Origin of the sequence: Streptomyces sp. NPDC059455, assembly GCF_042750115.1 — a bacterium.
Taxonomy (GTDB): Bacteria; Actinomycetota; Actinomycetes; order Streptomycetales; family Streptomycetaceae; genus Streptomyces; species Streptomyces endocoffeicus.
In genome coordinates this window covers 26,333-52,567 of the sequence record NZ_JBHYVB010000064.1, presented here as the reverse complement: position 1 = coordinate 52,567, position 26,235 = coordinate 26,333, and the positions used below count along the sequence as shown (strand labels likewise).

Annotated in this window: 23 protein-coding genes and 2 pseudogenes; 11 read left to right on the top strand and 14 right to left on the bottom strand. The window is 72.2% G+C overall.

Annotated elements, in window-relative coordinates; genetic code table 11:
• Nucleotides 1-3: 3 nt before the first annotated feature.
• The 3 genes from ACFXB5_RS23370 to ACFXB5_RS23360 all read right to left on the bottom strand — a co-directional run bounded on the left by ACFXB5_RS23370 (nt 4) and on the right by ACFXB5_RS23360 (nt 5,268).
• Entirely contained in the window at nt 4-1,824 is a 1,821-nt protein-coding gene (locus ACFXB5_RS23370; RefSeq protein WP_385211031.1) for an AAA family ATPase, read from the bottom strand.
• Nucleotides 1,821-3,062, bottom strand: coding sequence for an exonuclease SbcCD subunit D (locus ACFXB5_RS23365; protein WP_385211028.1), 1,242 nt, complete (start codon nt 3,060-3,062; stop codon nt 1,821-1,823). The genes ACFXB5_RS23370 and ACFXB5_RS23365 overlap by 4 nt, the downstream gene beginning before the upstream one ends.
• 145 nt (nt 3,063-3,207) lie before the next feature.
• The gene (locus ACFXB5_RS23360; protein WP_385211025.1) at nt 3,208-5,268 is read right to left on the bottom strand and encodes a SulP family inorganic anion transporter; all 2,061 of its coding nucleotides are present in this window, start codon (nt 5,266-5,268) and stop codon (nt 3,208-3,210) included.
• A gap of 290 nt (nt 5,269-5,558) precedes the next feature.
• Between ACFXB5_RS23360 and ACFXB5_RS23355 the strand changes: the two genes are divergently transcribed.
• On the top strand, nt 5,559-6,362 hold the full coding sequence (locus tag ACFXB5_RS23355) for a response regulator transcription factor (protein WP_385211022.1): 804 nt from the start codon (nt 5,559-5,561) through the stop codon (nt 6,360-6,362).
• Nucleotides 6,359-7,873: a sensor histidine kinase gene (locus ACFXB5_RS23350; RefSeq protein WP_385211019.1), complete on the top strand. Its 1,515-nt coding sequence runs from the start codon at nt 6,359-6,361 to the stop codon at nt 7,871-7,873. The genes ACFXB5_RS23355 and ACFXB5_RS23350 overlap by 4 nt, the downstream gene beginning before the upstream one ends.
• A gap of 30 nt (nt 7,874-7,903) precedes the next feature.
• Here ACFXB5_RS23350 and ACFXB5_RS23345 read toward each other — a convergent pair whose 3' ends face one another.
• Together ACFXB5_RS23345 and ACFXB5_RS23340 are read right to left on the bottom strand one after the other, a co-directional pair.
• Entirely contained in the window at nt 7,904-8,530 is a 627-nt protein-coding gene (locus tag ACFXB5_RS23345) for a YigZ family protein (protein WP_385211016.1), read from the bottom strand.
• A gap of 81 nt (nt 8,531-8,611) precedes the next feature.
• Complete coding sequence (locus ACFXB5_RS23340; RefSeq protein WP_201848507.1) at nt 8,612-8,944, bottom strand: plasmid stabilization protein; 333 nt, start codon at nt 8,942-8,944, stop codon at nt 8,612-8,614.
• A gap of 431 nt (nt 8,945-9,375) precedes the next feature.
• Between ACFXB5_RS23340 and ACFXB5_RS23335 the strand changes: the two genes are divergently transcribed.
• Nucleotides 9,376-10,626, top strand: coding sequence for a sensor histidine kinase (locus ACFXB5_RS23335; protein WP_385211012.1), 1,251 nt, complete (start codon nt 9,376-9,378; stop codon nt 10,624-10,626).
• Nucleotides 10,623-11,306: a response regulator gene (locus ACFXB5_RS23330; RefSeq protein ID WP_385211009.1), complete on the top strand. Its 684-nt coding sequence runs from the start codon at nt 10,623-10,625 to the stop codon at nt 11,304-11,306. The genes ACFXB5_RS23335 and ACFXB5_RS23330 overlap by 4 nt, the downstream gene beginning before the upstream one ends.
• 90 nt (nt 11,307-11,396) lie before the next feature.
• On the opposite strand, the pseudogene ACFXB5_RS23325 reads toward ACFXB5_RS23330, so the two are convergent.
• Nucleotides 11,397-11,768: pseudogene (locus tag ACFXB5_RS23325) on the bottom strand (phosphatase PAP2 family protein); the annotation flags it as partial.
• 371 nt (nt 11,769-12,139) lie between these two features.
• Between ACFXB5_RS23325 and ACFXB5_RS23320 the strand changes: the two are divergent.
• A complete protein-coding gene (locus ACFXB5_RS23320; protein WP_385211006.1) occupies nt 12,140-12,262 on the top strand; it encodes a hypothetical protein in 123 nt (40 codons plus the stop codon).
• Between the two features lie 145 nt (nt 12,263-12,407).
• Here ACFXB5_RS23320 and ACFXB5_RS23315 read toward each other — a convergent pair whose 3' ends face one another.
• Together ACFXB5_RS23315 and ACFXB5_RS23310 are read right to left on the bottom strand one after the other, a co-directional pair.
• A complete protein-coding gene (locus ACFXB5_RS23315; protein WP_385211003.1) occupies nt 12,408-12,998 on the bottom strand; it encodes a group II intron maturase-specific domain-containing protein in 591 nt (196 codons plus the stop codon).
• Between the two features lie 977 nt (nt 12,999-13,975).
• Nucleotides 13,976-14,815: a helix-turn-helix transcriptional regulator gene (locus ACFXB5_RS23310; protein ID WP_385211001.1), complete on the bottom strand. Its 840-nt coding sequence runs from the start codon at nt 14,813-14,815 to the stop codon at nt 13,976-13,978.
• Between the two features lie 140 nt (nt 14,816-14,955).
• On the opposite strand from ACFXB5_RS23310, the gene ACFXB5_RS23305 reads away from it, so the two are divergent.
• Together ACFXB5_RS23305 and ACFXB5_RS23300 are read left to right on the top strand one after the other, a co-directional pair.
• Nucleotides 14,956-15,402, top strand: a complete 447-nt coding sequence (locus ACFXB5_RS23305) for a nuclear transport factor 2 family protein (RefSeq protein ID WP_385211039.1) — start codon at nt 14,956-14,958, stop codon at nt 15,400-15,402.
• Nucleotides 15,399-16,256, top strand: coding sequence for an NAD(P)H-binding protein (locus ACFXB5_RS23300; protein ID WP_385210998.1), 858 nt, complete (start codon nt 15,399-15,401; stop codon nt 16,254-16,256). The genes ACFXB5_RS23305 and ACFXB5_RS23300 overlap by 4 nt, the downstream gene beginning before the upstream one ends.
• Nucleotides 16,257-16,418: 162 nt before the next feature.
• On the opposite strand, the gene ACFXB5_RS23295 is transcribed toward ACFXB5_RS23300, so the two are convergent.
• The 3 genes from ACFXB5_RS23295 to ACFXB5_RS23285 all read right to left on the bottom strand — a co-directional run bounded on the left by ACFXB5_RS23295 (nt 16,419) and on the right by ACFXB5_RS23285 (nt 20,136).
• On the bottom strand, nt 16,419-16,877 hold the full coding sequence (locus ACFXB5_RS23295) for a MarR family winged helix-turn-helix transcriptional regulator (protein ID WP_385210995.1): 459 nt from the start codon (nt 16,875-16,877) through the stop codon (nt 16,419-16,421).
• 353 nt (nt 16,878-17,230) lie between these two features.
• On the bottom strand, nt 17,231-17,551 hold the full coding sequence (locus ACFXB5_RS23290; protein ID WP_385210992.1) for a metal-sensitive transcriptional regulator: 321 nt from the start codon (nt 17,549-17,551) through the stop codon (nt 17,231-17,233).
• The gene (locus ACFXB5_RS23285; RefSeq protein WP_385210989.1) at nt 17,551-20,136 is read right to left on the bottom strand and encodes a heavy metal translocating P-type ATPase; all 2,586 of its coding nucleotides are present in this window, start codon (nt 20,134-20,136) and stop codon (nt 17,551-17,553) included. The genes ACFXB5_RS23290 and ACFXB5_RS23285 overlap by 1 nt, the downstream gene beginning before the upstream one ends.
• 205 nt (nt 20,137-20,341) lie before the next feature.
• Here ACFXB5_RS23285 and ACFXB5_RS23280 point away from each other — a divergent pair, with 205 nt between their 5' ends.
• From ACFXB5_RS23280 to ACFXB5_RS23265, 4 genes and pseudogenes are all read left to right on the top strand, one after another.
• Complete coding sequence (locus ACFXB5_RS23280) at nt 20,342-20,632, top strand: SHOCT domain-containing protein (RefSeq protein WP_385210986.1); 291 nt, start codon at nt 20,342-20,344, stop codon at nt 20,630-20,632.
• 47 nt (nt 20,633-20,679) lie between these two features.
• Nucleotides 20,680-20,955 carry a YgaP-like transmembrane domain gene (locus ACFXB5_RS23275; protein ID WP_385210983.1) on the top strand — a complete coding sequence of 92 codons (276 nt, stop codon included), beginning with the start codon at nt 20,680-20,682 and terminating at the stop codon, nt 20,953-20,955.
• Entirely contained in the window at nt 20,952-21,164 is a 213-nt protein-coding gene (locus tag ACFXB5_RS23270) for a hypothetical protein (protein WP_385210980.1), read from the top strand. Before ACFXB5_RS23275 ends, ACFXB5_RS23270 begins: the two co-directional genes overlap by 4 nt.
• A gap of 178 nt (nt 21,165-21,342) precedes the next feature.
• Nucleotides 21,343-21,582: pseudogene (locus ACFXB5_RS23265) on the top strand (DUF305 domain-containing protein); the annotation flags it as partial.
• A 49-nt stretch (nt 21,583-21,631) separates the two neighbouring features.
• Here ACFXB5_RS23265 and ACFXB5_RS23260 read toward each other — a convergent pair.
• From ACFXB5_RS23260 to ACFXB5_RS23250, 3 genes are read right to left on the bottom strand one after another with little or no spacing between them, the layout of a single operon-like run.
• Entirely contained in the window at nt 21,632-21,817 is a 186-nt protein-coding gene (locus ACFXB5_RS23260) for a hypothetical protein (protein WP_385210977.1), read from the bottom strand.
• Nucleotides 21,818-21,874: 57 nt separating this feature from the next.
• A complete protein-coding gene (gene fdhF, locus ACFXB5_RS23255) occupies nt 21,875-24,565 on the bottom strand; it encodes a formate dehydrogenase subunit alpha (RefSeq protein WP_385210974.1) in 2,691 nt (896 codons plus the stop codon).
• Nucleotides 24,562-26,223, bottom strand: coding sequence for an NAD(P)H-dependent oxidoreductase subunit E (locus ACFXB5_RS23250; RefSeq protein WP_385211036.1), 1,662 nt, complete (start codon nt 26,221-26,223; stop codon nt 24,562-24,564). Before ACFXB5_RS23250 ends, fdhF begins: the two co-directional genes overlap by 4 nt.
• Between the last annotated feature and the right edge of the window lie 12 nt (nt 26,224-26,235).

The following is a 26,235-nucleotide window of genomic DNA, read 5'->3' as shown; positions in this document are numbered from 1 at the left end:
GGGCTAGATCCGCCCGCCGTGGTGCTCGGCCCGGGCGACGGCCTCCTGCGCCGCCTCGACCCGCCGCTGATACGCCCGGTGGGTCTCCTCCCACCCGGCGAGCCACTCGGCGGCCTCCTCGACCGCCTCGTCGTCGGCGCGGGCCTCCCGCTCGAGCGCGGCGATCTCACGGACGACGGCCTCCGCCCGAGCCTCCCCCCGCCGCGCGGCCCCCAACGCCCCCAATTCCTCCCGCACCCGCCGCTCAACCTGTCCCAGCCACTCGGCATCGGCTTCGGCGAGCTCCACCGAGGTGTCAACGCCCTGCGCCCCGGCCCTCCGGTCCCGCTCGCCGTACGCACCGACCGGGCCCGGAGCCGCTCCGCCACGACTCGCCTCGGGCGCGACCCGCCCCGCCGCGTCGGGGCGCGACGCGTCCGTTCCGTTACGGCCGTCCCCGACCGTCTGTGCCATGAGGCGTTCCTGCGGGCCGGGGTCGACGGAGGCCGACGTCCCCGCTTCACCGGACGACGCCCGGCGCGGCATGTCGTCCGTGGCGTCCTCGTCGGGAGCCGGCCCGGCCCACACACCTTCCGCAGCCGCGTGCGGGGCGGGCTCCTCCGGGGACGCGGTGGCCTGTGCGGGCAGGGGTGCACCGGGCGAAGCGGTCGGCCCGGCGGGGGTGCGTTGGTCGGGGATGTCCGGGATCGGCGCGAGGGTCATGGCCGCCAGGCCGGGTTCGGCGGACAGGCGGGTACGGGCCTGGTGTTCGGTGGATTCGGCGGTGTGGTGGTCGCGGGCAGCGGCGGTGCGGAGGTCGAGTGCGGGGACCACGGCGTCGGCGGCGCGGGCGCGTTCCAGCAGCTCGTGCAGGCGGTCGTGGTCGGGTCGCTGCCGTTCGAGATCGTCCGCCCGGCGGCGGGCCTCGGCGTGGCGGCGCTGGAGTTCGGCCCGTTCGCGGGTCGCGTCGGCGGTCCGCCGGGCGGCGTCATGGGCCGCCTCGGCGGCTCGTACGGCGGACAGCGCGATGTCCTGCCGCTCGCGCGCGCCCGAGCGCGCGATGGCGGCCCACTCCAGGACGGCGTCGGCCAGCCCCGGCTCACCGGGGGTCAGCTCGGGCAGCGGATGGCCGTCCGGCTCCGTGGTGCGGCCCGCCGCCTGCGCCATGCGGTGGGCGAGCGCGAGCAGCCGCTCGTCCCCGGCCGCGACGCGCTTCTCCGCCGCCCGCCGCTGCTCCGCCAGCCGTTCCTCGACGGCGGCGAAGCGGCCGGTGTCGAACAGCTTGCCCAGCAGCTTGCCGCGCGCCAGCTCGTCCGCGCGCAGAAAGCGCGCGAAGTCGCCCTGCGGCAACAGCACCACCTGGCAGAACTGCTCCCGGCTCATGCCGAGCAGCTGCGCGATCTCCTCGCCGATCTCCTGGTGCGAGCGGCTGAGGGCCTTCCACTTCCCCGCCTCCGCGCTGGTCGAGGATGTCGGCGAGGCGTACTCGCGGAGCAGGGTCTGCGCCTTCTCCCGCGTCATCCCGGTGCCCCGCTTCTTGGGGCGCGGCTGCTCGGGGCGCCGGGTGATCTCCAGGCGCCGCTCCCCGACGGTGAATTCGAGAACGACCTCGGTCGGGGTCAGCGGCTCGGCGTGGTCGCTGCGCAGCGAGAGCCCGCTGCCCTGGCGGGCGCCGGGCACCTGGCCGTACAGCGCGTAGCAGACCGCGTCCAGGACGGACGTCTTACCGGCGCCGGTCGGCCCGTGCAGCAGGAAGAGCCCGGCGGCGGACAGCTCACCGAAGTCGATCTCCTGGGTGGCGCCGAACGGCCCGAAGGCCGTCACGGCGAGCCGGTGCAGCCTCATCGTGCCGCCTCCCCCGCGGTCGCCCCCGCGGTCACGGCACCCGCCGTCGTCGCCCCCGCGCCGTTCTCCTCGCCGGGCACGACGCCCTCGTGCGCCTCGCTCCTCACCGTCTCCAGCGCGTCGCCGAGCAGCGCGCGCTCCGCCTCGTCCGGGCCGCGGCCGCCCCGCACATGGGCCACGAAGTCCTCCGCGATCTGCCGGTCCGAGCGGCCGCGCAGCCGCTGTGCGTACGAGGCGAGCGGATCCTCGGGGGGCCGCTCGGGGTCGAAGACCAGCGTGAGCACATGGGGGAAGCGCCGCGCCAGCCGGGCCATCGGCTCATGCGGCCGCACCGCGTCGGTCAGCGTGGCCTCGATCCACGCCTCCTCGTGGCGATCGAGGTCCGGATCGGCGAGCAACTCCTCGATCCGGCCACGGATCCGGGCCAGCGGCCGGGGCACCGGGCACTCCACCCGTTCGCACGACGGCACCTCGCCCGCCGCCCCCAGCTCCACCACCCACATGGACTTGCGGTGCGCCGTCTCGGAGAAGGAGTACGCGAGCGGGGAGCCCGAGTAGCGGATGCGCTCGGTGATGGTCTGACAGCCGTGCAGATGGCCGAGTGCCGCGTAGTCGACGCCGTCGAAGACCTCGGCGGGTACGGAGGCGACGCCGCCGACCGTGATGTCCCGCTCGCTGTCGCTGACCGCGCCACCGGTGACGAAGGCGTGCGCGAGGACGACGGACCGGGTGCCGGACAGCCGGGTGGCGAGGTCGGCGCGCACCCGGTCCATGGCGGCGCCCAGCACCGCCGTATGACCGGCCGCCGAGGCGCCCAACTCCTCCCGCACCAGACCCGGTTCGAGATACGGCAGACCGTAGAAGGCCACCTCGCCGTGGTCGTCGGAGAGGACGACGGGCGTGGCGCAGCCGGCGGGGTCGGTGCGCAGATGGATCCCGGCCCGGTCGATCAGCCCGGCGCCGACGCCGAGACGGCGGGCCGAGTCATGGTTGCCGGAGATCATGACCGTCGGCACCCCGAGGTCCGCGAGCCGGTGCAGGGCGTCGTCGAAGAGCTCGACGGCGGCGAGCGGCGGCACGGCGCGGTCGTAGATGTCGCCCGCGACGACCACCGCGTCAATGCGGCACTCGCGCACGGTCGTGACGAGGTGGTCGATGAACTCCCGCTGCGCGGCAAGGAGGCTGACCCGGTGAAAGGACCGTCCGAGGTGCCAGTCGGAGGTGTGCAGAATTCTCACAAGCGGTCTCCGACCTGCACTTCTGACCTTCCTCCCACCCCAGTGGCCTGCATCACACCCGCGGCGTGTACGCGGTGCGGGCACCGACCACGTTAGCCGCGGTCGGTGCCCGGTCTCTCACGGACCTCGTATTTCCCACCCGTGGCTAGCCGTGGTGGTCCCTCCACCGCGCGTCCTCGGAGTCCTGGAGACCTTCGAAGGGGCGGGTGTCGAGGTAGTACCACTCCGCGGACGGGCCCGGCTGTGACGGGCCGTAGAACGCGTCGTACAGCGCACCGGACGAGGACCGCTCATGCGGCTGCGGCGGCGGCCACGACGGGGACGCGGGCGAGGACACGGGCGAGGACGCGGCCGCCGGCGGGGATTCGGGCGAGGACTCGGGCCTGGGCTTTCGCCTCGGCTTTGGCCTCGGCCCCGATCCCGGCCCCGATCCCGGCCTCGGAAGGTCGGGCAACAGCAATTCCACCCGTACGGCGCCCGACGCCCGCTTCTGCTCCACGAACTCCTCGATCTGGCTGCGGCAGGCGTGGTCCAGATGGGTCACCCCCATCAGGTCCAACCGGATCCGCGGCGTCCCCGCCGACCCCACCGCCTCCAGCGCGTCGATCACCTTGGGCAGCCGCAGAAACGTGGCGTTGCCGGTCATGACCAGCTTGGCGGTGTCGCCCTCGACCCGGTGCTCGATGGAGGTCCGCGACATCCGCAGCGCCGCCAGGACGATCCCGGCAGCGAGCCCGACCAGCACCCCCTCCAGCAGCGCGGTGGCGACGATCGTGCCCGTGGTGACGGCCATCACCACGAACTCACCGCGGTCCTGGCGCCACATCTTCGGGAACTGCTCGGGGGCGAGCAGCTTCCAGCCGCTGTGCACCAGCACACCCGCCAGCACCGCGACCGGGATCAGGGCGAGAACGCTCGGCAGCAGCAGCGCGAAGGCCAGCAGCCACAGGCCGTGCAGGGTGCGGGAGAGCCGGGTCTTGGCCCCGGCCTGCACATTGGCCGAGCTGCGGGCGACGACGGCGGTCATGGGCAGCGCGCCGAGGACGCCGCAGACGGTGTTGCCCGCGCCCTGGGCGATCAGCTCGGTGTTGTAGCGGGTGCGCGGACCGTCGTGCATCCGGTCCACCGCGGCGGCCGTGAACAGGCTCTCCGCCGAGGCGATGACGGTGAAGGTGATGACGGCGGTGAGCACCGCGGGATCGGCGAGCCCCGCGAACTGCTCCGGGCCGGGCACCTGGACCGCGGACAGCAGATCGCCGACCTGAAGGGTCTTCACCTCCACACCGGGCAGCGCGGCGATCACGACGCCGATGGCCACGGCGACCAGGGCGGCGGGGATCCTGCTGACCGGCCCCGGCACCTTCTTCCAGACGAAGCTGAGGACGACCGTGGCGATGCCGAGCAGCGCGGCGATCGCCGTCTGCGCGTTCGTGAAGGTGCCGAGGACATGCGCGGGGAAGCCCAGGATGTTCTCGATGGCCGTACCGGGGGCCGTGGCATCGGCCAGCGGATACGACTGGCTGAACATCAGCGGCAGCCCGATCCCGGCGAGCATGCCCTGGACGACGGCGATGGAGATGGCCTGGAACATACGGCCCAGCCGGATCATCCCCAGGCCGATCTGGAGCAGCCCGGACATCAGCACGATCACCCCGAGCATGGCGATGCCATGGGCCTCGACGGTCTCCGCGACAAGTGCGGTGAGCCCGGCGGCGGGCCCACTGACCTGGAGGGCGCTGCCCCGGGTCATACCGACCACCAGCCCGCCGACGACACCGGTGATAATGCCGAGTTCGGCCGGGGTACCGGAGGCGACGGCGACACCGATGCACAGGGGCAGGGCCACGAGGAAGACGACCAGGGAAGCGGTGATCTCGGTGCCGAGATCGACCCCCTGGACGGTCCCGCCAGTCTTTCCCCCAACCTTGCCTTTTACCTCGCCCTTGCTCTTGCCCTTGCCCTTGCCCCTGCCCTTGCCCCTGCCCTTGCCCTTGCCTTCGGAGGTGTCCCCCGCCCCGCCGTCGGCCTTATGGAAGCCAGGAGCCTCGGCCGTTTCTCTTACGGTTCCAGCGGCGGGCGCATATGCGGGCATCGGTTGCGTCGACCGGGCGTCGCGCGCCCCTTCCGGCGGGAACACCTCGTCGATGTCGTACGACGGCGATGGAACCGGCTGTATCCGGCCACGGGCATGTCGTCCGCTCGTCATGAGTACGCCCGGACGTCATCGTCGTTATCGAGATCGAGTTCCTTGCCCGCGTTGCGCGGCTGGAATTCTGGAAATTGCCCGTTGGCCAGTTTCCGGTATTCGCACGGAGTCCTCATCGTGCCTCCCTGACGGGTGGTTGGACCAGATGCGAATCACCGTAGGGAGGGCCGTACCAGGCGAAGGCTAAACGAACACTAGAGCATGACAAGTTCTTCTCCAATATTCGGTTCCGCGCTCGCAACATTACAAAAACCAGGAAGCCATTCCGGTATTGCGGTACACAGGTCCCCATGACCGTACGAGCGCTACTCATCGAGGATGACGAGACGATCGCCGAGCCCCTCGTCGAGGGACTGGGGCGGTATGGACTGATGGTGGGTCATGTCAGCACGGGGGCAGCCGGGCTGGAGGGGCCGTACGGGGACATCGTTCTGCTCGACCTGGGACTGCCGGACATGGACGGCATCGACGTCTGCCGCGGTATCCGGCAGGTGTCCGATGTGCCGATCATCATGCTCACCGCGCGGGGCGAGGAGGCCGACCGGGTCCTGGGGCTGGAGCTGGGCGCGGACGACTACTTGGCGAAGCCGTTCAGCATGCGGGAGCTGATCGCCCGGATCCGCGCGGTGACAAGGCGTTCCCAACGCACCGCCACCGCCACCGCCACGGGGCCCACCGCTCCCACCGCACCGGCCCCCGCCGTCACCCCGCCGGCCGCCCCCGCCGTCACCCCGCCGGCCGCCGCCCAGCCGCCGCCCCGGGAGCAGGAGCCGCTGGTCGTGGACCGCCGGACGCGTCAGGTGTGGGTGGGCGGCGCACCCGTCAGCCTCACTCCCAAGGAGTTCGAGCTGCTGGCCCTGCTCACCGAGGACCCCGGCGCCGTGTACTCGCGCCAGCAGATCCTCGACCGCGTCTGGGACCCCCACTTCCACGGGCCGACCAAGACCCTGGACGTGCACGTCGCCACCCTGCGCCGCAAGCTGGGCGACCCGGCCTGGATCCAGACCCTGCGCGGGGTCGGCTTCCGTCTGGCCGTCCACTCGGGCGTCCCGGCGGGGATCGCTTCGGGGGTTCCGGAGGCCGCCCGGCCGTGACCCGACGTCTGCTGCTCGGATATCTGAGCCTCGCCGTGCTGACCCTGCTGAGCCTGGGCATACCGCTCGGCTATGTCTACGGCAGAGCCGAGCGAGAGCAGGTCATCTCCTCGGCGGAGGACGAGGCCGAGTCGGTGTCCGCGTTCGCCTCGCTGTCCATCATGGCGGGCCGGGAGCAGCGCGAGCTGCCGAACCGGGCCCGGCACTGCGCCGAGCGCATCCGGGGCAGGGTGGTCATCGTCGGCGACGACGGCCGGCTGCTGGCGACCTCGCATCCGCTGTCCGCCACGGAGTCGCGGAACCTGGTGTCGCGCCCCGAGATCGCCGCCGCGCTGCGCGGCCGGGACGCGATCGACGTCCGGACCTCCACCATCGGCGGCGTCCGCTATCTCTCGGTCGCCGCACCCGTCGTCCACGGCGACGAGCTGCAGGGCGCGGTGCGCCTCACCATGCCGACCGACGCCGTGGAGGCCCGGGTCCACCGGATCTGGTTGCTGCTGGCCGTGGGCGGGCTCGCGATCCTCACGGCCGTCGCCGCCGTGGGGCTGGTCTTCGCCCGCTGGGCCAGCCGCCCCATCCTGGAGCTGGAGCGGTTCGCGCACCGACTGGCCGACGGCCGGTTCACCACGCCCGCGCCCGTGACCTCCGGCCCGCCCGAGGTGCGCAGCCTCGCCGCCACCTTCAACCAGACCGCCGCCCGGCTGGAGCATCTGCTGGCCTCCCAACGCGCCTTCGCCGCCGAGGCGTCCCACCAGCTCAAGACGCCGCTGGCGGCGCTGCGGCTGCGGCTGGACAACCTGGAGGCGGAGCTGACGGGGCACGCCCGGGACGGTCTCAGCGCCGCGATGACCGAGACCGACCGGCTGGCCCGGATGGTCGAGGGGCTGCTGGCGATGGCGCGGCTGGAGGAGAGCGCCGTCACCCCCGAACCGGTCGACCTGGACCAGGTGTGCGCCGAGCGCCTGCGCACCTGGAGCCCGCTCTTCGATCGGCACAGGGCCCGTCTCGCCCTGCTCGGCGACCGGGTCGGCCAGGCGCTCGCGGTGCCCGGGGCCATCGAGCAGATCCTGGACAATCTGCTCTCCAACGCGCTGCGTGCCACGCCCCTGGGCTCCACCGTCACCTTGGTGCTGCGCTGTTCGGCCGCCGACCGCCGCCAGCTCCCGGCCCGGCCCGCCTGGATCGAGCTGCATGTCATCGACGAGGGGCCCGGCATGACCGCCGATCAGCGGCGCCGCGCCTTCGACCGCTTCTGGCGCGCCCCCGATGCCCCGAAGGGCGGCACCGGTCTGGGTCTGTCGCTGGTGCAGCGGCTCGCCCATGCGAGCGGCGGGGAGGCCACCTTGGCCCGGGCGCCCGGTGGCGGTCTCGACGCCGCGATCCGGCTGCGGCCCGCGCCCCGGGCGTCCCAGGGGCGCCCGTCCAGAATCGGCCTGCCCCGGAGAGTCCGGAGCGACCGGAGCACACCGGAGTCCACTCCGTCCCCGCCCTCGGTGCGCTCACCGGCGTAAGTTCAGGCGGTCCTCAAGCCCAGGCCGTCCTTACGCGTCCTGGTACGCCTCGCCGCCGAGCTCCAGTGCGGCGGTGCCCGCGGTGGTGTCCGCCAGCCAGTCGCGGAAGGCGTCCACATCCGCGTCGGGCAGCCCGAGCTCGATCGTCACGGCCTCGGCGTAGCGCACCTCCCGGACCGCCCGGCCCGTCGCCCGCAGGTCGTTCTCCAGCTTTCCGGCCCGCTGGTGGTCCACGGTGACGGTCACCAGCCGGAACCGCTGCCGGGTGACGGTTCCCAGCGCGTCGAGCGCCTCGCCGACCGCGCCGCCGTAGGCCCGGATCAGACCGCCCGCGCCGAGCTTCACGCCCCCGTAGTAGCGGGTGACGACGGCCACCGCGTACCGGATCTCGCGGCGCAGCAGCATCTGCAGCATCGGCACCCCGGCCGTACCGCCCGGCTCCCCGTCGTCACTCGCCTTCTGCACACCGCCGTCCGCGCCGATGACATAGGCGAAGCAGTTGTGGGTGGCGGTTGGGTGCTCCTTCCTGACCCGCTGGATGACGTCCTGCGCCTCCTGCTCGGTCGCGGCGGGCGCGAGCGTGCAGAGGAAGCGCGATCTGTTGATCTCGGTCTCGTGCACGCCCTCGCGCGCGACCGTCCGGTACCGCTCCTGCATCAGGCCACCCTATGTCCCGGCCCTGGTGCGGTGGTCAGGCGTGTAGCGGTGGTCAGGCGTGCGGGGGCGGCGGTGTCCGGGTCAGCGGCCCAGAGCCTTGGCCAGCTGGTCCTTGGTCATGTTGGAGCGGCCCTCGATGCCGCGCTGCTTGGCCTCGTTGTACAGCTGGTCGCGCGTCGGGCCCTTGGGACCCGTCCGGCTGCCGGAGCGCTGGCCGCCACGCTGCGGCGCGGACTTCGGGTCCTGGGTCGAGGTCCTGCTTGCGGACCTGGACTCGCCCGCGCGGGCGCGCTCCTTGTTGACCGTACGGGCGGCCATTTCCTTCGCCCGGCCGGTGGACGCGCCGCGCTGCTCGGCGCTTTCCTTGATGTGCTCGTACTGCCGTTCACGCTTACGGCTGGATCCTGCGGGCATGGTGTCTTCCTCTCCTTCCGCCCCCTCGGTCGGTGGCGGCCGACAGCTGATGATCGTGTTGATCGCCGACCGCATGAGTCGGGTTCCCCCGCTCCCTCCCCTATAACCAGCATGCGTCTCCTGGGCGTCGGCCGGATGCCATGCGGTGTGCGCGATGCGCGGATTGGTCTTTCGGCAGTGTCCGCCGGTCCCCCGGCTTCGTAAGGTCACCTCTGCGAGTCGGCTGATCACGCGGGTGGGGGACATGACGACACAGACACACACGACCGGATCCGGCGCCCGCCCGTGGGCGTCCTGGGCCGGACACCTGCCACTGGCGGCCACCATCGCCGCCGCCGGGTTGAGCGTGGTCAGCCTGTGGTGGGTGGTGCCCACGGTGCTGTGCGCGTCCGCGGCGGGGTGGCGGCCCCGGGCGGACGCGGTCCACGGCGGTGGGGCTGATCGGGATCGTGGCGGGCGCGGTGGTGGCGGTCGCCGTGGTGCCGTCCTGGATCACCTGGGCCGACCGCTTCGTGGCGGTGGTGGCGGGGGCGGTCGTCCTGCCGTGGTTCGTGGGGCGGTTCTGCCGTCAGTACCGGGAGTTGGTCCGGGCGGGGTGGGAGCGGGCCGCGCGGCTGGAGCGCGAGCAGCGGCTGATCGCCGAGCAGGCCCGGCTGCGGGAGCGGGCTCGTATCGCGCGGGACATGCACGATGCGCTCGGCCACGAACTCAGCCTGATCGCCCTCTCGGCCGGGGCCCTCAAGCTGGCGCCCGGCCTGACGAACGGCCACCGGGAGGCCGCCCGGGACATCAGAGCCAGGGCGGCGGCCGCCGTGGACCGCCTCGGCGAGGTGATCGGCATGCTGCGCCAGGAGCCGGACGGAGCGCCGCCGGAGCCGGGCGGCGCGGGTGTGGCGGAGCTGGTCGAGCGGGCGTCGGCGTCGGGTCTCGCGGTCCGGCTGCGGATCGACGGCGAGCCCGGCGAGCCGCCGCCGGACGTGGCACGAGCCGTGTGCCGTGTGGTGCAGGAGGCGCTGACCAACGTGGCCAAGCACGCACCCGGCGCGGAGGCGACCGTCCACGTCCGGCATACGGCCGAGGAGACCGGGGTCCGGGTGGTGAACGGCCCCGCGTCCGCCGCCGCTCCCGTCCGCTCCGGCGGCGAGGGCTTCGGCCTGATCGGCCTGGACGAGCGCGTCGGACTGGCCGGGGGCACCTTCGGGTACGGCCCGGAGGAGGGCGGTTTCGCCGTCCGCGCCACGTTTCCCCGCACCACCACCCGGCGGCCGGACGCACCCCACGCCCCGGATGCCCCGGTGGCGGATGACCACCGGCGCGCCCGCCGCCGGCTGGGCCGCACCCTGCTCGCGGCCCTGATGGTGCCCCTGGTCGCGGGGGCCCTGCTGATCGGGGCGCTGCGGGTGTGGGACACGCTGAAGGCCCGGGAGTCGGTGCTGGCCCCGGACGACTACGCCCGGCTGCGCATCGGACAGGACCGCGACCGGATCGCGCGCTATCTGCCGGAGCGCCAGAGCGGCCACCGGCCGACGGCCGCCGAACCGAGGGGGCCGGACATCGTCTGCGAGTACTACGCGATGACGGCCGACCCCTTCGACGACCGCTCCGGGGACGTCTACCGGCTGTGCTTCCGCCACGGCGCCCTGGTGTCCGCCGACGCCTTCACCGGGAAGGGCGTCCGATGATCCGGGTCCTGATCGCCGACGACGAGCCGATGATCCGCGCGGGCATCCGGGCCGTGCTCGCCACCGATCCGGACATCACCGTGGTCGCCGAGGCGGGCGACGGCCACCAGGCGGTGGAGCTGGTGCACCGCCACCGGCCGCGGGTGGCGGTGCTGGACATCCGGATGCCCGGCACCGGCGGTATCGAGGCCGCCCGCGAGATCCACCGGACGGCCCCGGCCACCGGTGTCATCATGCTGACCACCTTCGGCGAGGACGACTACATCCTCCAGGCACTGGGCGGCGGCGCCATGGGCTTCCTCATCAAGTCCGGTGAACCGGAGGACCTGATCGCGGGGGTGCGCGCGGTGGCCGACGGCGCCGCCTATCTGTCACCGAAGGTCGCGGCCCGCGTCGTGGCGCATCTGGCGTCCGGTGGCGCGGGGGCCCTGGCCGACCGCCGCACCGCCGCCCGCGCGCGGGTCGACGCCCTGACCACCCGGGAGCGGGAGGTGCTGGCCCTGCTCGGCGGCGGGCTGTCCAACGGTCGGATCGCCCGCCGGCTGCATGTCGTCGAGGGGACGGTCAAAGCCCATGTGAGCTCGATCCTCGCCCGGCTGGGCGTGGAGAACCGGGCGGCCGCCGCCGTGGTCGCCCACGAGGCCGGAATCCTTCCGCCCCGGTCGCCCGAACAGCGCTGACACCGCCCGTACGGCCGGAGGACCCGCCACGACCAGCGTCGCCGCCACCACGGCGGCGCCCATCAGCGCACCGGCGGCCACATCGTGCGGATAGTGCACCCCCACCGCCACCCGCAGCAGCGCCACCATCCCCGCCAACGGCAGCGCCACGGCGGCGAGACGGGGTCTGAGCAGCGTCAGCCCGACCGCGATCCCGGTGGCGAGGGTGGCGTGGTTGCTCGGAAACGACCAGTCCCCCGGCTGGGGACACTCCGCCACCGCCACGACTCCCCGGACCGCCCGGCACGGCCGCTCCTCGTCCACCACCAGCTTCACCGCCTCGCTCACCGCGTAGGCGGCCACGGTGCCGATCCCGGTGAGCACGGCCCCGGCCACGCCGGAGGCGTCCCCGCGCCGAAAGGCCGACCACCCCGTCCACAGCAGAAGCACCCCCAGCGCCACCAGCGTGCCCCCGGTGGCCATCTCCAGCAGCGACCCGGCCCACGAGGGTGCCCCGGCCACCGCGTCGGCCACGGCCCGGTACACCGACACCGAGGCGCCTCCCGCGACCTCCACCCGATCCGCGTCGCCCAGCCCACCGGGCGACAGCCACATCACCGCTCCCGCCCCGGCGGCACACAGCGCCACCGAGAGCAGCAGTCGACGGCCGAAGCCGTATCGCGTCCTTGCATCCATGGCCAGTGACCGTAGAAACGGCGACGACCCGCCACCTCTGACAAACGGCCAGGTCAGACCCCTGACGTTGGTCGGGGTTGACACCCCGGAAGGCGTCTTCCCACCTCCCCATCCACCCGCGACGGAGATAGGCAGGCTCACAGGCTCCCCGCTATGGTTTGTCAGGCATCCCGCGCAAATCGCCGATCGCCGGGACGCCCACCGCACCTCCCGCGACCGCCGACCCCGACCCCGAGGTGCACCGCGTCCTGACCGAGAAGGTCTTCCCGCATCAGGCGTAGGTCATCGACGCCGACGCTCTGCGGACACTGAGCGAAACGGCCTGAGTAGGGTCGGGGACTGGCGCGGTGGCTTCCGCTCCGTTTCCAGCCCCCGCCGCTTCAAACCGTACGTGCGGTTCTCCCGCATACGGCTTTCCGACATCGTTCACCGACTGGCATGCGCCGTCGCCCTGCGTACGGTTCCGGTAAGGCGATGGACGCGGAGCTGGGTGATCCACCCGTAGGTGAAACGGGTGGCCCAGTTCCGGCCCCGCAGGCCGTGTTTTCGACTGGCGAGGATCGCCAGCCGTTCGTGGACGTAGCCGTCGACCGCGTTGAACTTCCGTCCGGAGTTCCCGTTTCGGAAGTACGCTCCCCAGCCTCGCAGCACGGGGTTGAGGTCGGCGACCACAGCGGACAGCGGCCGTTCAGCCTTCGAAATCACGGTGGCTGCACGGACTTTGTCCCGCAGCACCCGCATCGCTCTGGCCGAGGGCCACCGCTGCAAGTAGTACTTGCCCCGCCACTTCCACGACTCCACTTTCCGATGGTGGAAGCCGAGGAACTCGAAGCCCTGCACGCCCCCGGTGAGGCAGATGGTGCCGGATTTCTCCGGGTGCAACCGCATCCCGAGCCGTTCCAGCACTCGCGCCGCCAGCAGCCGGGCTTGCTCGGCCCGCTGTCTGGTCGGTGACAGGACCACGAAGTCGTCGCGGTACCTCACCAGCACCCCCACCGGTGGCCCTCGTCCTGCCATACCTCGTCGAGGACATGGAGAGCGATGTTGGCCAGCAACGGGCAGCTTCTCCGACAGTTCCTGAAGGAATGCGTCCACCCCCGAGGCCGCCACCGCGTCGACGGTCACGCCGTCCACGCCGGGGGCTCCCCGGTTCGCACACACACCGGCCCACGCCCGCCGAAGAACGTCCATGCGGTGGACATGGCTATACAGGGCATGAAACCGGCGTTCGGGTTCTTGTTTGGCACAGCGGCAGAGCGTCCGCTGCAAGGCTCGGACCTTGTCCAGAGGACGACCGCCCGGTCTCGCGGCGCCTTCCTCCCGGCGGATGGACCTAGCCGAAACGGCACTCATCCGGGCCTCCCTGTTCGCGACTCGCATCGATGAAGCAGGGGCCCTTCGCTCCCAACGGGTTGTGTTGTCCCGCCGATCACCACTACTACGACCCCCTCCGACTGCCTCTCGACAGCCCGCCACTTCCCGGTTCCGCCGGTTATAGGCGAGCCACGCTTCCCGCACCGCAATTCGCGGGGTCAAGGAGGCTCTCTCCAGTTCCCAGGACAACCGTCCGACCATTCCACGCCCCTTACACCGGGAGGTTCTTCGGCGACCGCTCCAGGCCCAAGATCGCCTTCCATGGCCTTCGCCGAACAAGCACAGGCTCGGCTCCTCCTTGGTCCCGCCTCACGGCGGGCATAAATGACGACGCTGCAGGCTTCACTTCATGTTGCGGACTGGCCGGTTGCACACCCCCTAACGGGTGCTTGTCACTCCACTTCGACGCCACCCTTTCGAGCGACGCCGGGAGTCAGCTACCGGGGACCCTGGCGTCTCCCCGGACCGGACTTCCACCGGCTGGCCACCCTGGACTTGATGCCCGGTTACATCGCTGACCTCTTATGAGCTGGGACGATGCCCGAGCTGCTGGACATACGCTTGTCATTTATCCGAGGCTGCCACCGCTACCTGAGGCTGCCACCGCCGGTGAGCTGGGGTCACTCGCTGCGGGCTCCGAGCCGGGCGAGTGCGGCGGCACTCGGACTGCCCGGTTCCGCGGTGTACATCACCAGCCGCAGGTCGGTGCCCGGCAGTAGCAGGGTCTGGCAGTCCAGCTCCAGCTTGCCCAGCTCGGGGTGGCACACGTACTTGCGCAGCGTCGCTATGGGGCGCACATCGTGGTCGCGCCAGCCGGCGGCGAAGTCCGGGCTGTGCGCGGCGAACTCGTTGATCAGCTCACCGAGCGCACGGTCCGTCGGATAACGCGCACTGGCCGCGCGGAGCTGAGCCGCGACCTGCCGGGCGAACTCACCTTCCGTGCCCGCCGGTGCCGACCAGAGGACTTCGCACAGCCGGATGGACAGCCGCACGATGTTGCGCTCCTCGACGGGCAGCAGCCCGAAATCCATGATCAACGCGACTGCCGCGTCGTTCCAGGCCACGATGGACTGCCGCTCGTCGAGCAGGTAGGCGGGGATCGGCCCGAGCCGGTCCAGCAGCCGGTGCGCTTCGCCGGGCACCGGCCCCCGGTCGGCGTCCGTGCCGGGCGGGACCTGCCCGGCCAGCCGCGCCAGGTGCTCGCGCTCCGCGACGGTGAGCCGCAGCGCCGTACCCAGCGCGGCCAGCACCTGCGGGGACGGACGCGGCGCGCGGGCCTGCTCCAGCCGTTCGTAGTAGTTGACCGACACCCCGGCCAGATCGGCCACCTCTTCGCGGCGCAGCCCGGGAGTGCGCCGGGCGCGCCGGCCCGGCGGATGGGTGACGGTGGCCGGCACCTGGTCCGGGCGCAGTGCCTCCCGTCGGCGGCGCAGGAAGTCAGCCAGTTCGCCTCTGCTCACCCCGCGATGGTGGCACGAGGTGCCCGGCATAGCCACGGACTGGTGGTCCGGGGCTCAGCCGTCCGTTCCCCGGCGGCGGGTCCGCGTCCAGTGTGGACCGGTCACACCTCGTCGAACACTCTCCTCGAACACTGGAGGACATCGTGCCGAGCACTCCCGAAGAAGCGTTCCGTCGGCTGCTGGATCGGATGCTGGCCAAGGACACGGACGCCGTCGCCGACCTGTGGGCGGAAGACGGCACCGCCGAGTTCCCGTTCGCCACGGGAAGCTCACCGCGCCGACTGGCCGGGCGGGAAGAGGTCCGCGGCTATATGGCCGCCCTCCCGGAGCTGATAGACGTGCGCGAGATTCCCGCGGTCACCGTGCACCACACGGAACGGCCGGAGACCATCGTGGTGGAGTTCACCGGGAACGGGCACACGGTGCGCACCGGAGAGCCCTATCAGCTGGACTACATCGCGGTGATCACCGTCCAGGACGGTCTGATCAGCCACTACCGGGACTACTGGAACCCGCTGGCCGTCGCCGAGGCGGCCGGGACACTGCCCGAGCTGCTCGACTCGCTGCGCTCCGGAGCCACCGGATGACGGGCGTGCTGGTAACCGGCGGCACCGGGAAGACCGGGAGCGCGCTGGTGGACTTGCTGCGAGACAACGGAGTGCCGGTCCGGGTGGCCAGCCGCAACCCGTCCGTCGGCGATCCTGACGCGGTCCGGTTCGACTGGGACGACCCGGCCACCCATCCGGCCGCGTTGCGCGGGATGGACCGGGTCTTCCTGGTGCCTCCGGTGGAGAGCGTGGATCCGATGCCGTCGGTCGGGCCGTTCCTGGCCGAGGCGCAACGCCTCGGCGTGCGCCGGGTGGTGCTCCTCGGCTCCGCCATCGTGCTGCCGAACGCGCCCGGCGCGCTGGAGCTGGCCGCGCGGGTGCGGGCCCGGCCCGAGTGGGCCGTGCTGCGCGCGTCCGGGTTCATGCAGAACTTCCTGAGCCCACACCCGCTTGGCGAGCGGATCCGGCGGCACGGCGAGATCCGCACCGCCGCCGGTGACGGCCGAGTGGGCTGGATCGACGCGCGGGACATCGCGGCGGCCGCCTCAGCCCTGCTGGCCGACCCCGACATCGAGCCCGGCGACCGGCGCGACTACCTGCTCACCGGGCCGAAGGTCTTGAGCTACCAGGACGCGGCGGCGATCATCAACGCCCGCACCGGGCGGTCGGTCCGAGTGGTGACGATCGGGGCCGACGAGCAGGCGGCTCATTACCGGGCCGCAGGCATGTCCGCCGAGTTCGCCGCCGCCCTCGCCGCTGTGGAAGACAGCATCAGGGCTGGCCGGGAAGACCAGGTCAGCACCGCGGTGCTGGACCTGACCGGCCGTCCGCCCCGCACCTTCGCCGAATTCGTCCGGGAGCAGGCGGCCGAGTGGGCGCACGCCGGGGCGTGACGGGCCTCGGCCTGATCACGTGTTCTGATCAAGGACGCGCTGATCAGACCGAGGAGGCCGGTGAAGACGAATGTGGCCCGGGGAGAGGAATGTGACCCGGGGAGAGGAATGTGACCCGTCACATGTCGCTGTCCACGATGCGGTTCATGATCGCCGCGGCCTTCAGCAGGGTCTCCCGCTCGCCCGCCCGCAGATGAGCCTCGATCGCTCCACCGAGCCAGGCCACCCGGGAGCCGGGATGGTCTCGATCAGCGCCCGCCCCTCTGGAGTCGCGTGGATGAGCGTCTTACGGCCGTCGTCGGGGTCCTTGCCGGTACTGACCAGACCTCCGGTGCGAAGAGCCGCGAGCGTCTCGGCCATCGACTGACGGCGCACATGCTCGGCCTGCGCCAGCTCGCTGGCCGTGACCGGACCCAGCTCGACGACCCGGCCCAGCGTGGTCAGCTGCGACCAGGTCCACTGCATATCGTCCGGCGCCGACTCGGTGCGCAGCCGGGCCCGCAGCCGGGTCATCGCCTTCATCAACGCGGCGGCGGCCTCGGCCGCGGGCTTGGGGCGCTGGTCATCCGGCCACCCTTCCCAGTACGCAGGCTGCCTGCCGTTGCATGTCCCGGGAATCACCTCGCTCCCGCCCACTGTTGTCGTACGCAGCAACGTTGCCCGAATCCCAAGGAGGCCGAGCGTGTACGGCGACTCAGCAACGGTCCGCAAGAAATGAGGATGCGGGTCCGCGACGCCCTGGTGACCATGTTCTGCAAGCGCATGGCGACGAAGGCGAAGGAGGAACGTCATCGGCTGGGACCTGATCGAGTCCCAGTTCCGGCACCTGATGCCGGTGGCCAGCTCCATGAAGGAGGGGGCAAGCCTGGTGCTGGGTAGGGCCCTTCCATGGTTCAAGGGAAGTTAGGCATGCTGGGCCCACCTCACCCCACCAAACGGGCCCGACAATCGTTGTGTCATCGACTTCTGCTGGTTCACAGTCGGAGCGTGCGGTGCAGCGCGAGGGTGAGTTCGCCGAGCTTGTCCTCGGCGTGGGCCGGGTCCGCTCGGGCGGCGGTGGTGACGCAGTGACGTATGTGGTCTTCCAGGAGGCCGAGGGCTACTTGGTGCAGGGCGTGGGTGACGGCGCTGATCTGGGTGAGTACGTCGATGCAGTACCGGTCGTCGTCAACCATGCGGGTGATGCCGCGGGTCTGGCCTTCGATCTTGTGGAGCCGGGCCAGCTGGTCGGGCTTGTGACCGGTGTATCCGGGCCGTGCTGGTTCCCGGATGGCGTGGTGGTCGGCGGTGGTCATCACGGTGGGCCTCCTTCACAGGTGCCGTTCGCGGTCTGGAGGCGGTGCCCGGTGGACTCCGGGTGAGGCTCGGTGTGGGCGGGTGTGGTGGGTGGCGTCGGGTGGGTGTGCCAGTGGCGTAGGCGGTTGGAGTTGGTGACGACGGACAGGGAGGACAGGGCCATGGCGGCGGCGGCGATGACGGGGCTGAGGTGGATGCCCCATAGGGGGTAGAGGGCACCGGCGGCTACGGGGACGCCGATGGCGTTGTAGATCAGGGCGAAGAACAGGTTCTGGCGGATGTTGCGCATGGTGGCCCGGGAGAGCCGGATGGCGGTGACGACGCCGGTGAGGGAGCCGGAGATGAGGGTGGTGTCGGCGGCTTCGATGGCGACGTCGGTGCCGGTGCCGATGGCGAGTCCGACGTCGGCGGCGGCCAGGGCGGGGGCGTCGTTGATGCCGTCGCCGACCATGCCGACCATGCGCCCCTCGCCCTGCAAGCGGCGGATCTCGTCGGCCTTGTGCTCGGGCAGCACCTCGGCCAGCACCCGGGTTACGCCGACCTGGCGGGCGATGGCTTCGCCGGTGCGGGCGTTGTCACCGGTGATGATGACGACGTCCAGGCCGAGCCGCTGGAGGGCTGCGATGGCGGCGGTGGAGTCGTCTTTGACGGTGTCGGCGACGGCGAGTACCCCGGCGGGTGCTCCGTCGACGGCGGCGAGCACCGGGGTCTTGCCCTGGGCCGACAGGTCGGCCGCGACGCCATCGAGCGGGCCGGTGTTGATGTGGGCGTCGCGGAGCAGGCGGGCGGTGCCGACCAGGATGGTGTGGCCGTCGGCGGTGGCGCGGACGCCTTTGCCGGTGACCGAGTCGAAGGCGTCGGCTGCCGGGAGGTCCAGGCCCCGCTGCCGGGCGCCGGCCACAACCGCGGTGGCGAGGGGGTGTTCGCTCATCTCCTCCGTGGCCGCCACGAGCGCCAGCAGTGTGCTCTCGTCGTAGCCGTCGGTCGGGTGCACGTCGGTGAGGACGGGCTTGCCCGCGGTGACGGTGCCGGTCTTGTCCAGCACGATGGTGTCGAGCTTGTGGGCGGTCTCCAGGGCCTCGGCCGAGCGGATGAGGATGCCCGCCTGTGCGCCTTTGCCGGTGCCGACCATGACCGACAGGGGGGTGGCCAGGCCCAGCGCGCAGGGGCAGGCGATGATCAGTACGGCGACGGCGGCGACCAGGGCGAGGGTCAGGGCCGGGGCGGGGCCGAGGGTGAACCAGACGGTGAAGGTGGCGACCGCGATGGCGATCACGGCGGGGACGAAGTAGGCGGAGACAGCGTCGGCGAGCCGCTGGATCGGGGCTTTGGACGCCTGGGCCTGCTGAACCAGGCGGATGATCTGGGCCAGCATGGTCTCCGCGCCGACCTTCGTCGCGCACACCCGCAAGGATCCGGTGCCGTTGACCGTGGCGCCGATGACGGTGTCCCCGGGGTGTTTGGTGACCGGCATCGGTTCACCGGTGACCATGGATTCATCCACCGCCGAGGAACCGGAGAGAACTTCGCCGTCGACCGGCACCTTCTCCCCGGGGCGGATCAGCAGCTCATCGCCGACAGCGACGTCGTCGACCGGGATCTCCACCGGGGTGCCATCCCGCATCACGCGGGCGGTGCGGGCCCGCAGCCCGAGCAGGGCCCGGATGGCCTCGCCGGTGCCTGCCCTGGCCCGGGCCTCCAGCAGCCGGCCCAGCAGGATCAGGGTGAGGATCACCCCGACCGCCTCGTAGTACACCGCGCGGACCCCGGCCGGGAACAGGCTGGGGGCTATGGTCACCAGCAGGCTGTAGCCGTAGGCGGCGGTCGTGCCCAGGGTGATCAGGGAGTTCATATCGGCCGAGCGGTGCCGCAGGGCCAGCCAGCCGGTGGTGTGGATCGGACGGCCGGTGAAGAACATCACGGGCGTGATCAGCGCCAGCTGGAGCCAGTGGTTCAGCAACCATCCCGGCACCCAGGCAGCGCCGAACAGTTCATGCGCCATGACCGCGATGAGTACCGGCAGCGTCAGGGCGGCGCCCACCGCGACCCGCCGGGTCAGGTCCGCGATCTCCGCGCGCCGCTCGGCGGCCTCCGCCGCCTCCGCGCCCGCCGCGCTCTCACCCTCCGGTGGCGGGCCGGTCGGCCTGGCGGCGGTGGCGGGGGGCGCCTGGCCACCGCCGGTGGAGATCTGCCCGCCCTGCGGGGGTGCGGCTGGATCGACCAGCAGGGTTCCGTGGATCATGTTCATCCCGCAGGCGAACCCGAAGGACCCGGCCTTGTCGGGCCTCAGCCGCACGGTGGTGCGCGTGTGGGCGGGCAGGCCCGCGCTGACCCGCAGGTCGGGGAAGACCACCCGCGCGGTGCACTCCCCGGACTCCTGCCGGTCGAAGACCAGCTCCACCGGCATGCCCTGGCGCACCCGGACGACGTTCGGGCTGTAGCCGCCACGCACCGTGATGCCCACCCGCTGCACCCCGCCCTCGACCGTTGCGGTGCGGGCCCGGCGCGGCCCGAAGAAATACCAGCCCAGCCCGGCGATCAGGACAACGGCGGCGGCGATGACCACCAGATCCAGGGCGTTCATGGCAGGATTCCCTTCCCACCCCCCTACCTCCCAGCGTTGCTCGCGGGCACCGGTACCCGGTAGGGGCTGACCGGCTCACTGGCCGGGGACCGGCAGGCCCCAGCACACCCGGCGAGGCAGAGCGACGATGACAACAGGAAGAACAACTTCACCAACGGCCGGCCGAGTGTCCTGAGCCCGGCTGGCCTGGGGAAGTCAGGCGGGAATGATGTTCTGGTACGGCCATGACATGAACGGCTGGGGCTGGTTCGCGATGTCCGTCAGCATGGTGGTGTTCTGGGCGCTGATCATCACCATCGGCGTCCTGCTCTACCGGGCCCTGGTCCGCCCCACCTCGCCAGGTGGCGGGCCCACCGCCTGGCACAAGACGCCCCCGCCCGGCAGCCCCGAACAGATCCTCGCCGAGCGGTACGCACGCGGCGAGATCGACGAAGAGGAATACCACCGCCGCCTGGCCACCCTCCGAGGATCACCACCAGGCGCACCATCTGCCTGACCGGGCCGCCCCGCCCGCGACCCGTGCCCATCCACCGGGAGGTCACCATGACCGCACCCACCACCCACCGGCCCGGCACCTTCGCCTGGCGCACGGTGAACATCAGCCCCGCCGAGCGCGCGGGCCGCGTCCTGATGGGCCTGGCCGCCACCATCATCGCGATCGTCCTCCTGGCCACCGCCGCCGGCGGCGCGCTTGCCGTCGTCCTGAAGGTGCTGCTGCTCCTGGCCGGGCTGGACCTGCTGGTCACCGGTGCGACCGGGCACTGTCCGCTGTACGCCAAGCTCGGCCACGTGCCCCGAACGCGACGGAGCCGGACATGAGCACCCGCCACACCACACCCGGCCAGGACAAGCGGAACAAGCACGGATGGCTGATGCTCGCCTGCTGCGTCCCGATGATCATCGCCGTGATCGTCCTGGTCGCCACCGGCGTCCTCAGCACCGGTTTCCTGGTCATCGCCATCATGTGCGTGGCCATGATGGCGGTGATGATGCGCGGCATGGACCAAGGCGGCCACGACCGCTCCTGACCGCTGCGGGGTCACGATGACCGCGAACACGCTGATCGGCACACTGCTCCTGGCCGGATTCCCGGGGTGGGTGTGCGGACCTGGCCCTTTCGCAGGGAGGGACCGGGGAGGTGAAGAGTGATGACTGACGCCGCTTATGGCCTGTGGCCGCTGGTGATCTTCAACACCGCGCTGTTCATCGTCTTCGCCGTTGCACCAACTGCAGGACGCCTCCGGAAAGGCCTTCGGCACCATGTTCCCCACCATGATGATCAAGCACCACCAGGGTGCCATCGACATGGCAAAGACCGAACAACAGCACGGCGCCTACGGCCCGGCCAAGAAGATGGCCACCACCATCATCACCACCCAGACCGCCGAGATCACCCAGATGCGCACCATGCTCGGCGTCGGCTCGCCGTCCGCGACGACACATTGATCTGGCCCCAGACACCCCACCCGGGGGGCAAAGTAGCTGCCCGTGATGCTCAGGCCGTGGAGTCGGTGACGTCCTCGGCGGGGATGCGGTAGACGGTGGCGTCCGAGCGGTGTTCGCCCTTGTTCTTGTCATCACGGACCCGCATCCTCGCCTTGTGGACACCGAGGCTGTCCAGCCACTCCATGCGCTTGGTCAGGTCCTTGATCGAGGTCACAATCCAGCCCGGGGCGACCACGTTGGCTCCGTACTCCCCCAGCCGGTGTGCCGCCTCCTGCCGCGAACGGACCGACCGTCACCCGAGGCCGTCCGACGCCAGCCGCACCGCCGTGACCTTGTACTCGGGGCAGGAGGTGACCGTGTCGGCGTGGTCGGAGGTGAGGCGGTTCACCCCGCTGGCCGGGAAGTGGAACGAGCAGAAGACCTGGCCGGGTGCCGTCTCGGTGCCGATGCGCGCGATGAGGCGGGCCTGCCCGTGCCGACTGGCCACCTGGACCGGTTCCCCGTCCCTCAGTCCGTACCTGACGGCATCGTCCGGGTGAATGTCGAGACGGTCGACCGGGTCGAGGGTGAGATTGCCGCCACGACGGGTCATGGACCCGGAGTTGTAGTGCGCCCAGCGCCGCCCCGTCACCATGACGAGGGGATAGTCGTCGTCCGGCTGCTCTCCCGGCAGCATATAGGGCGTGGCGGCAAGGTGGGCCCGTCCGTCGGCCGTGGCGAATCGTTCCCGGTACAAGGTGGCCTGGCCCGGTTGGTGCGGGTCCGGGCAGGGCCAGGGGACGGCGCCTTCCCGGTCCAGCCGCCGGTGGGACAGCCCGGCGAAATGGGGGCTGAGCCGGGCGCACTCGGCGAGCGCGTCCGCCGGGGCCGGACAGCCCAGGTCGGTGCCCATGGCCGCGGCGACGGCGCGTACCGCATCGAAGTCGGTGCGGGCGCGGCCCGGGGGCGCGACGGCGGGGCGGACCCGCTGGAATCTGCGGTCGAAGTTGACGAAGGTGCCGTCCTTCTCCAGCCAGGAGGCGACTGGCAGCACGACGTCCGCGTGTCGGGCGGTCTCGGACAGGAACAGTTCGTCGCACACGACGAGCGGGCAGGCGTCCAGGGCCCGCGCCACCCGGTTGGCGTCGGGATCGGTGGCGCAGACGTCCTCTCCGATGACCCACAGCGCCCCCAGCCGTCCGGCCCGTGCCGCCGCGAACATCTCGGGGATCCGCAGGCCGGGGTGAGGCGGGAGGGTGACGCCCCAGACCTCCTCGGCCCGTGCGCGCGCGGCGGGGTCGGTCACCTTTCCGTAGCCGGGCAGCACATCGGGCAGGGCGCCCATGTCGGAGGCGCCTTGGACGTTGTTCTGACCTCGAAGTGGGTTGACCCCGAAGCCGCGTCCGGTGCCCACGGCACCGCGCAGGATGGCGAGATTGGCCAGGGCTCGTACGCCGTCGGTGCCGTGGAGGTGCTCGGTGACACCCAGGCCGTAGACGATGGCGGGGCGCTCGGCGCGGCCGTAGAGGCGGGCCGCCGCGACGAGATCCGCGGCGGGCACGCCGGTCAGGTCCGCGACCCGGCCCGGCGGATAGTCGGCCAGCAGGTCGGTCAGCTCCGGCAGCCCGGCGGCCCGGTGTCGCAGGAACTCCTCATCGACGAGCCCCTCCGTGAGCAGGACATGGGCGAGGCCGTGGCAGAGGGCGACGTTGGTGCCGGGGCGGGGGCGCAGATGCACATCGGCGTGCGGGGCCAGGCCGACGGCGCGGGGATCGGCGACGACCAGACGGGCCCCTCGGAGTACGCGTCGCAGCAGTCGCGCGCCGACCACGGGGTGCGCCTCGACGGGGTTGGCGCCCACGACCAGCAGGCAGTCGGACCGCTCGACGTCGTCGAAGGTGTCGGTGCCGCCGGGGAGCCCGAAGGAGGCTGTGAGGCCCGCGGCGGACGGGGAGTGGCACAGCCGGGAGCAGTTGTCGACGTTGTTGGTGCCGATGACGACCCGCATGAACTTCTGGACGAGATAGTTCTCCTCGTTGGTGGAACGCGCGGAGGAGATGGCCGCCACCGCGTCGGGGCCGCCCGCGCGGGTGGCCGCGCGCAGTCCTCGGGCAATGTGGGCGAGCGCCTCGTCCCAGCCGACCGGCTCCAGACCGCCCGCGCGCCGCAGCAGGGGCTGGGTGAGCCGTTCGGGGGAGGTGAGGTAGCCGCGGGCGAAGCGTCCCTTGACGCACGCGTGCCCCCGGTTGACCGGCCCGTCCCGGGCCGGCAGCACGGCGGTGACCCGGCCGTCCTCGGTGGCCACGTCGAGGGTGCAGCCCACTCCGCAGTAGCCGCACGTGGTGCGGGTCATCGGCAGCGCCGGGCGGACCGCGGTGGTGAGGCCGCGCGCGGGGCCCGGCTCGCTGATCGCCCCGGTGGGGCAGGTGTCGACGCAGCCGCCGCACGCCACGCAGTCCGACTCGGCCCATGGCCCGCCGGTGCCGGGGGCGACCACGGTCTCGGCGCCCCGGCCGGCCAGGGTCAGGGCGAACGTGCCCTGGACCTCGGCGCACATGCGCACACACCGTCCGCAGGCGATGCACAGGTCCCGGTCGAGGTGCACATAGGGGTGGGAGGTGTCCTCGCCCCGGCCTCCGGAGCCGGCCGCCGCCTCGGGTCCGATGCCCACCGACCGGCACGCGTGTGCCAGCTCGCTACGGCCGTCCTCCGCCAGGGCGCGGGGAGGCAGGGCCGAGACGATGACCTCCACCGCGTCCCGGCGCAGCGCCCGCAGGTCGTCCGTGGCGGCCTCGACCGTGGCCCCCGGAATTGCCGGTGTGACGCAGGCCGCCACAATCCGTCCGTCGGCCCGCACCAGGCAGGTGCGGCAGGACCCGGCCGGGGAAAGCCGGTCGTCCTGGCAGAGCGCGGGCAGTTCGATCCGGGCCGCGCGCACCGCCGCGAGCAGCGCGGCCCCCTCGGGGACCTCGACGGCGACGCCGTCGACCTCGACGCCGGTCATTGGTCCCACCCCGGCAGGCGGCCTTCGTAGGCACGGGCCAGGCTGCGCACCGCCGGTGGGATCCGCCGGCCGAAGGCGCACAGGCTCGCCTCGGCCAGGACCCTTGACAGTCGCCCGTACGCCGGACCCGGCGGAGCGTGCGCGGCCACCAGCTCCAGGCCCCGGCGCGAACCCACGCGGCAGGGCGAGCACGCCCCGCAGCTCTCGGCGGCGGCGAACTCCCAGATGTGGCGCAGCACCTCCTCCGGCGTCACCCTCCGGTCGAAGGCGACGAGACCGGCATGACCCAGGGCAGCACCGCGGGCCGACAGCTCCCCCTCGGTCAGCGGTACGTCCAGCGCGTCGGCGGCGAGGAAGCCGCCCAGCGGGCCGCCCACCTGGAGCGCGGCGAGTTCCGCGCCATCTTTGAGGCCACCGCCGAGCTCGGTGACGATGCGCCGCACCGAGGTGCCGAGTTCGACCTCGTACGCGCCCGGACGGGCGAACCGCTCGGACAGACAGACCAGCTTCGTTCCGGTTTCCTGCGCGGTCCCGCGCCGGGCGTACGCTCCGCCGCCACGGGCGACGATCCACGGGACAGCCGCCAGCGTCTCGACGTTGTTCACCACGGTCGGCGCGTCCCACAGACCGCGCTCGGTCGGATACGGCGGGCGTGGACGGGCACATCCCCGGCCACCCTCCAGGCTCGCGATCAGAGCCGTCTCCTCACCAGTGACATAGGAACCGGCGCCCCGGACCACCTGAACGTCCACCGTGATATCTGTTCCGTGCACGCGGGAGCCGAGGTGTCCGGCGGCATACGCCCCCTCGACCGCCTCCCTCATACGGGTCAGCGCGTGCGGATACTCGGAGCGGACCAGCACCACGCCGCGGCGGGCTCCGCAGGCGAAACAGGCCAGGGCCAGTCCCTCCAGCACCCGGTCCGGGTCGGCCTCCATCAGCAGCCGGTCCGCGTAGGAGCCGGGATCGCCCTCGTCCCCGTTGGCCACCACCACGGTGCCCGGGGCGCGTCCCGCCGCGGCCCACTTCGCGGCCACGCGGAACCCCGCGCCACCACGCCCGCGCAACCCGGACGCCGCCACCTCCTGATGGACCTCGTCCGGACCACGAGACATGACCGCACTCGGCCACACCTGCCACGGGGCCTCATCGGAGACCACACCACCCAGCAGAACGGGATCGCCGGTGGCGTCGGCCGCCGGGATCGCCGGCGCCCGCGGGTGTTCCCGTCCGGCCAGTTGGGCGGCCAGAGCCGGACCCGTGCGAGGCGCATCGCCGTCGAGGGCGGCAGGGCCCGCGTAGCAGTACCCCAGGCAGCGGACAGCCTGGAGTGATCTGTCTCCATCAGTTGTGACGTCCCCGGCGGCGACACCCAACGCGGCCTCGACGTCAGTGAGATGACGTCCGGCCTCGGCCGCGAAGCAGGCCGTCGCTGTGCACACACGGACATGGCGGCGGCCATGCGGGGTGGCGAAGTCCGCGAAGTAGGAGGCCGGGCCGAGGGCGGCGGCCGCCGGAAGCCCCGCCTGGATGCCAACCGGCGGCGCCCATGTCTCGGGGCCGCCGGCCGTGTCCGCGCGCGCGCGGGGCCGCGGCGGCCACAGCCCGCCGGCCCGGGGGGGCGGGCGCGGGGGGGGGGGGTGGGGGTGGCCGCCCAGGGCCGGGACATC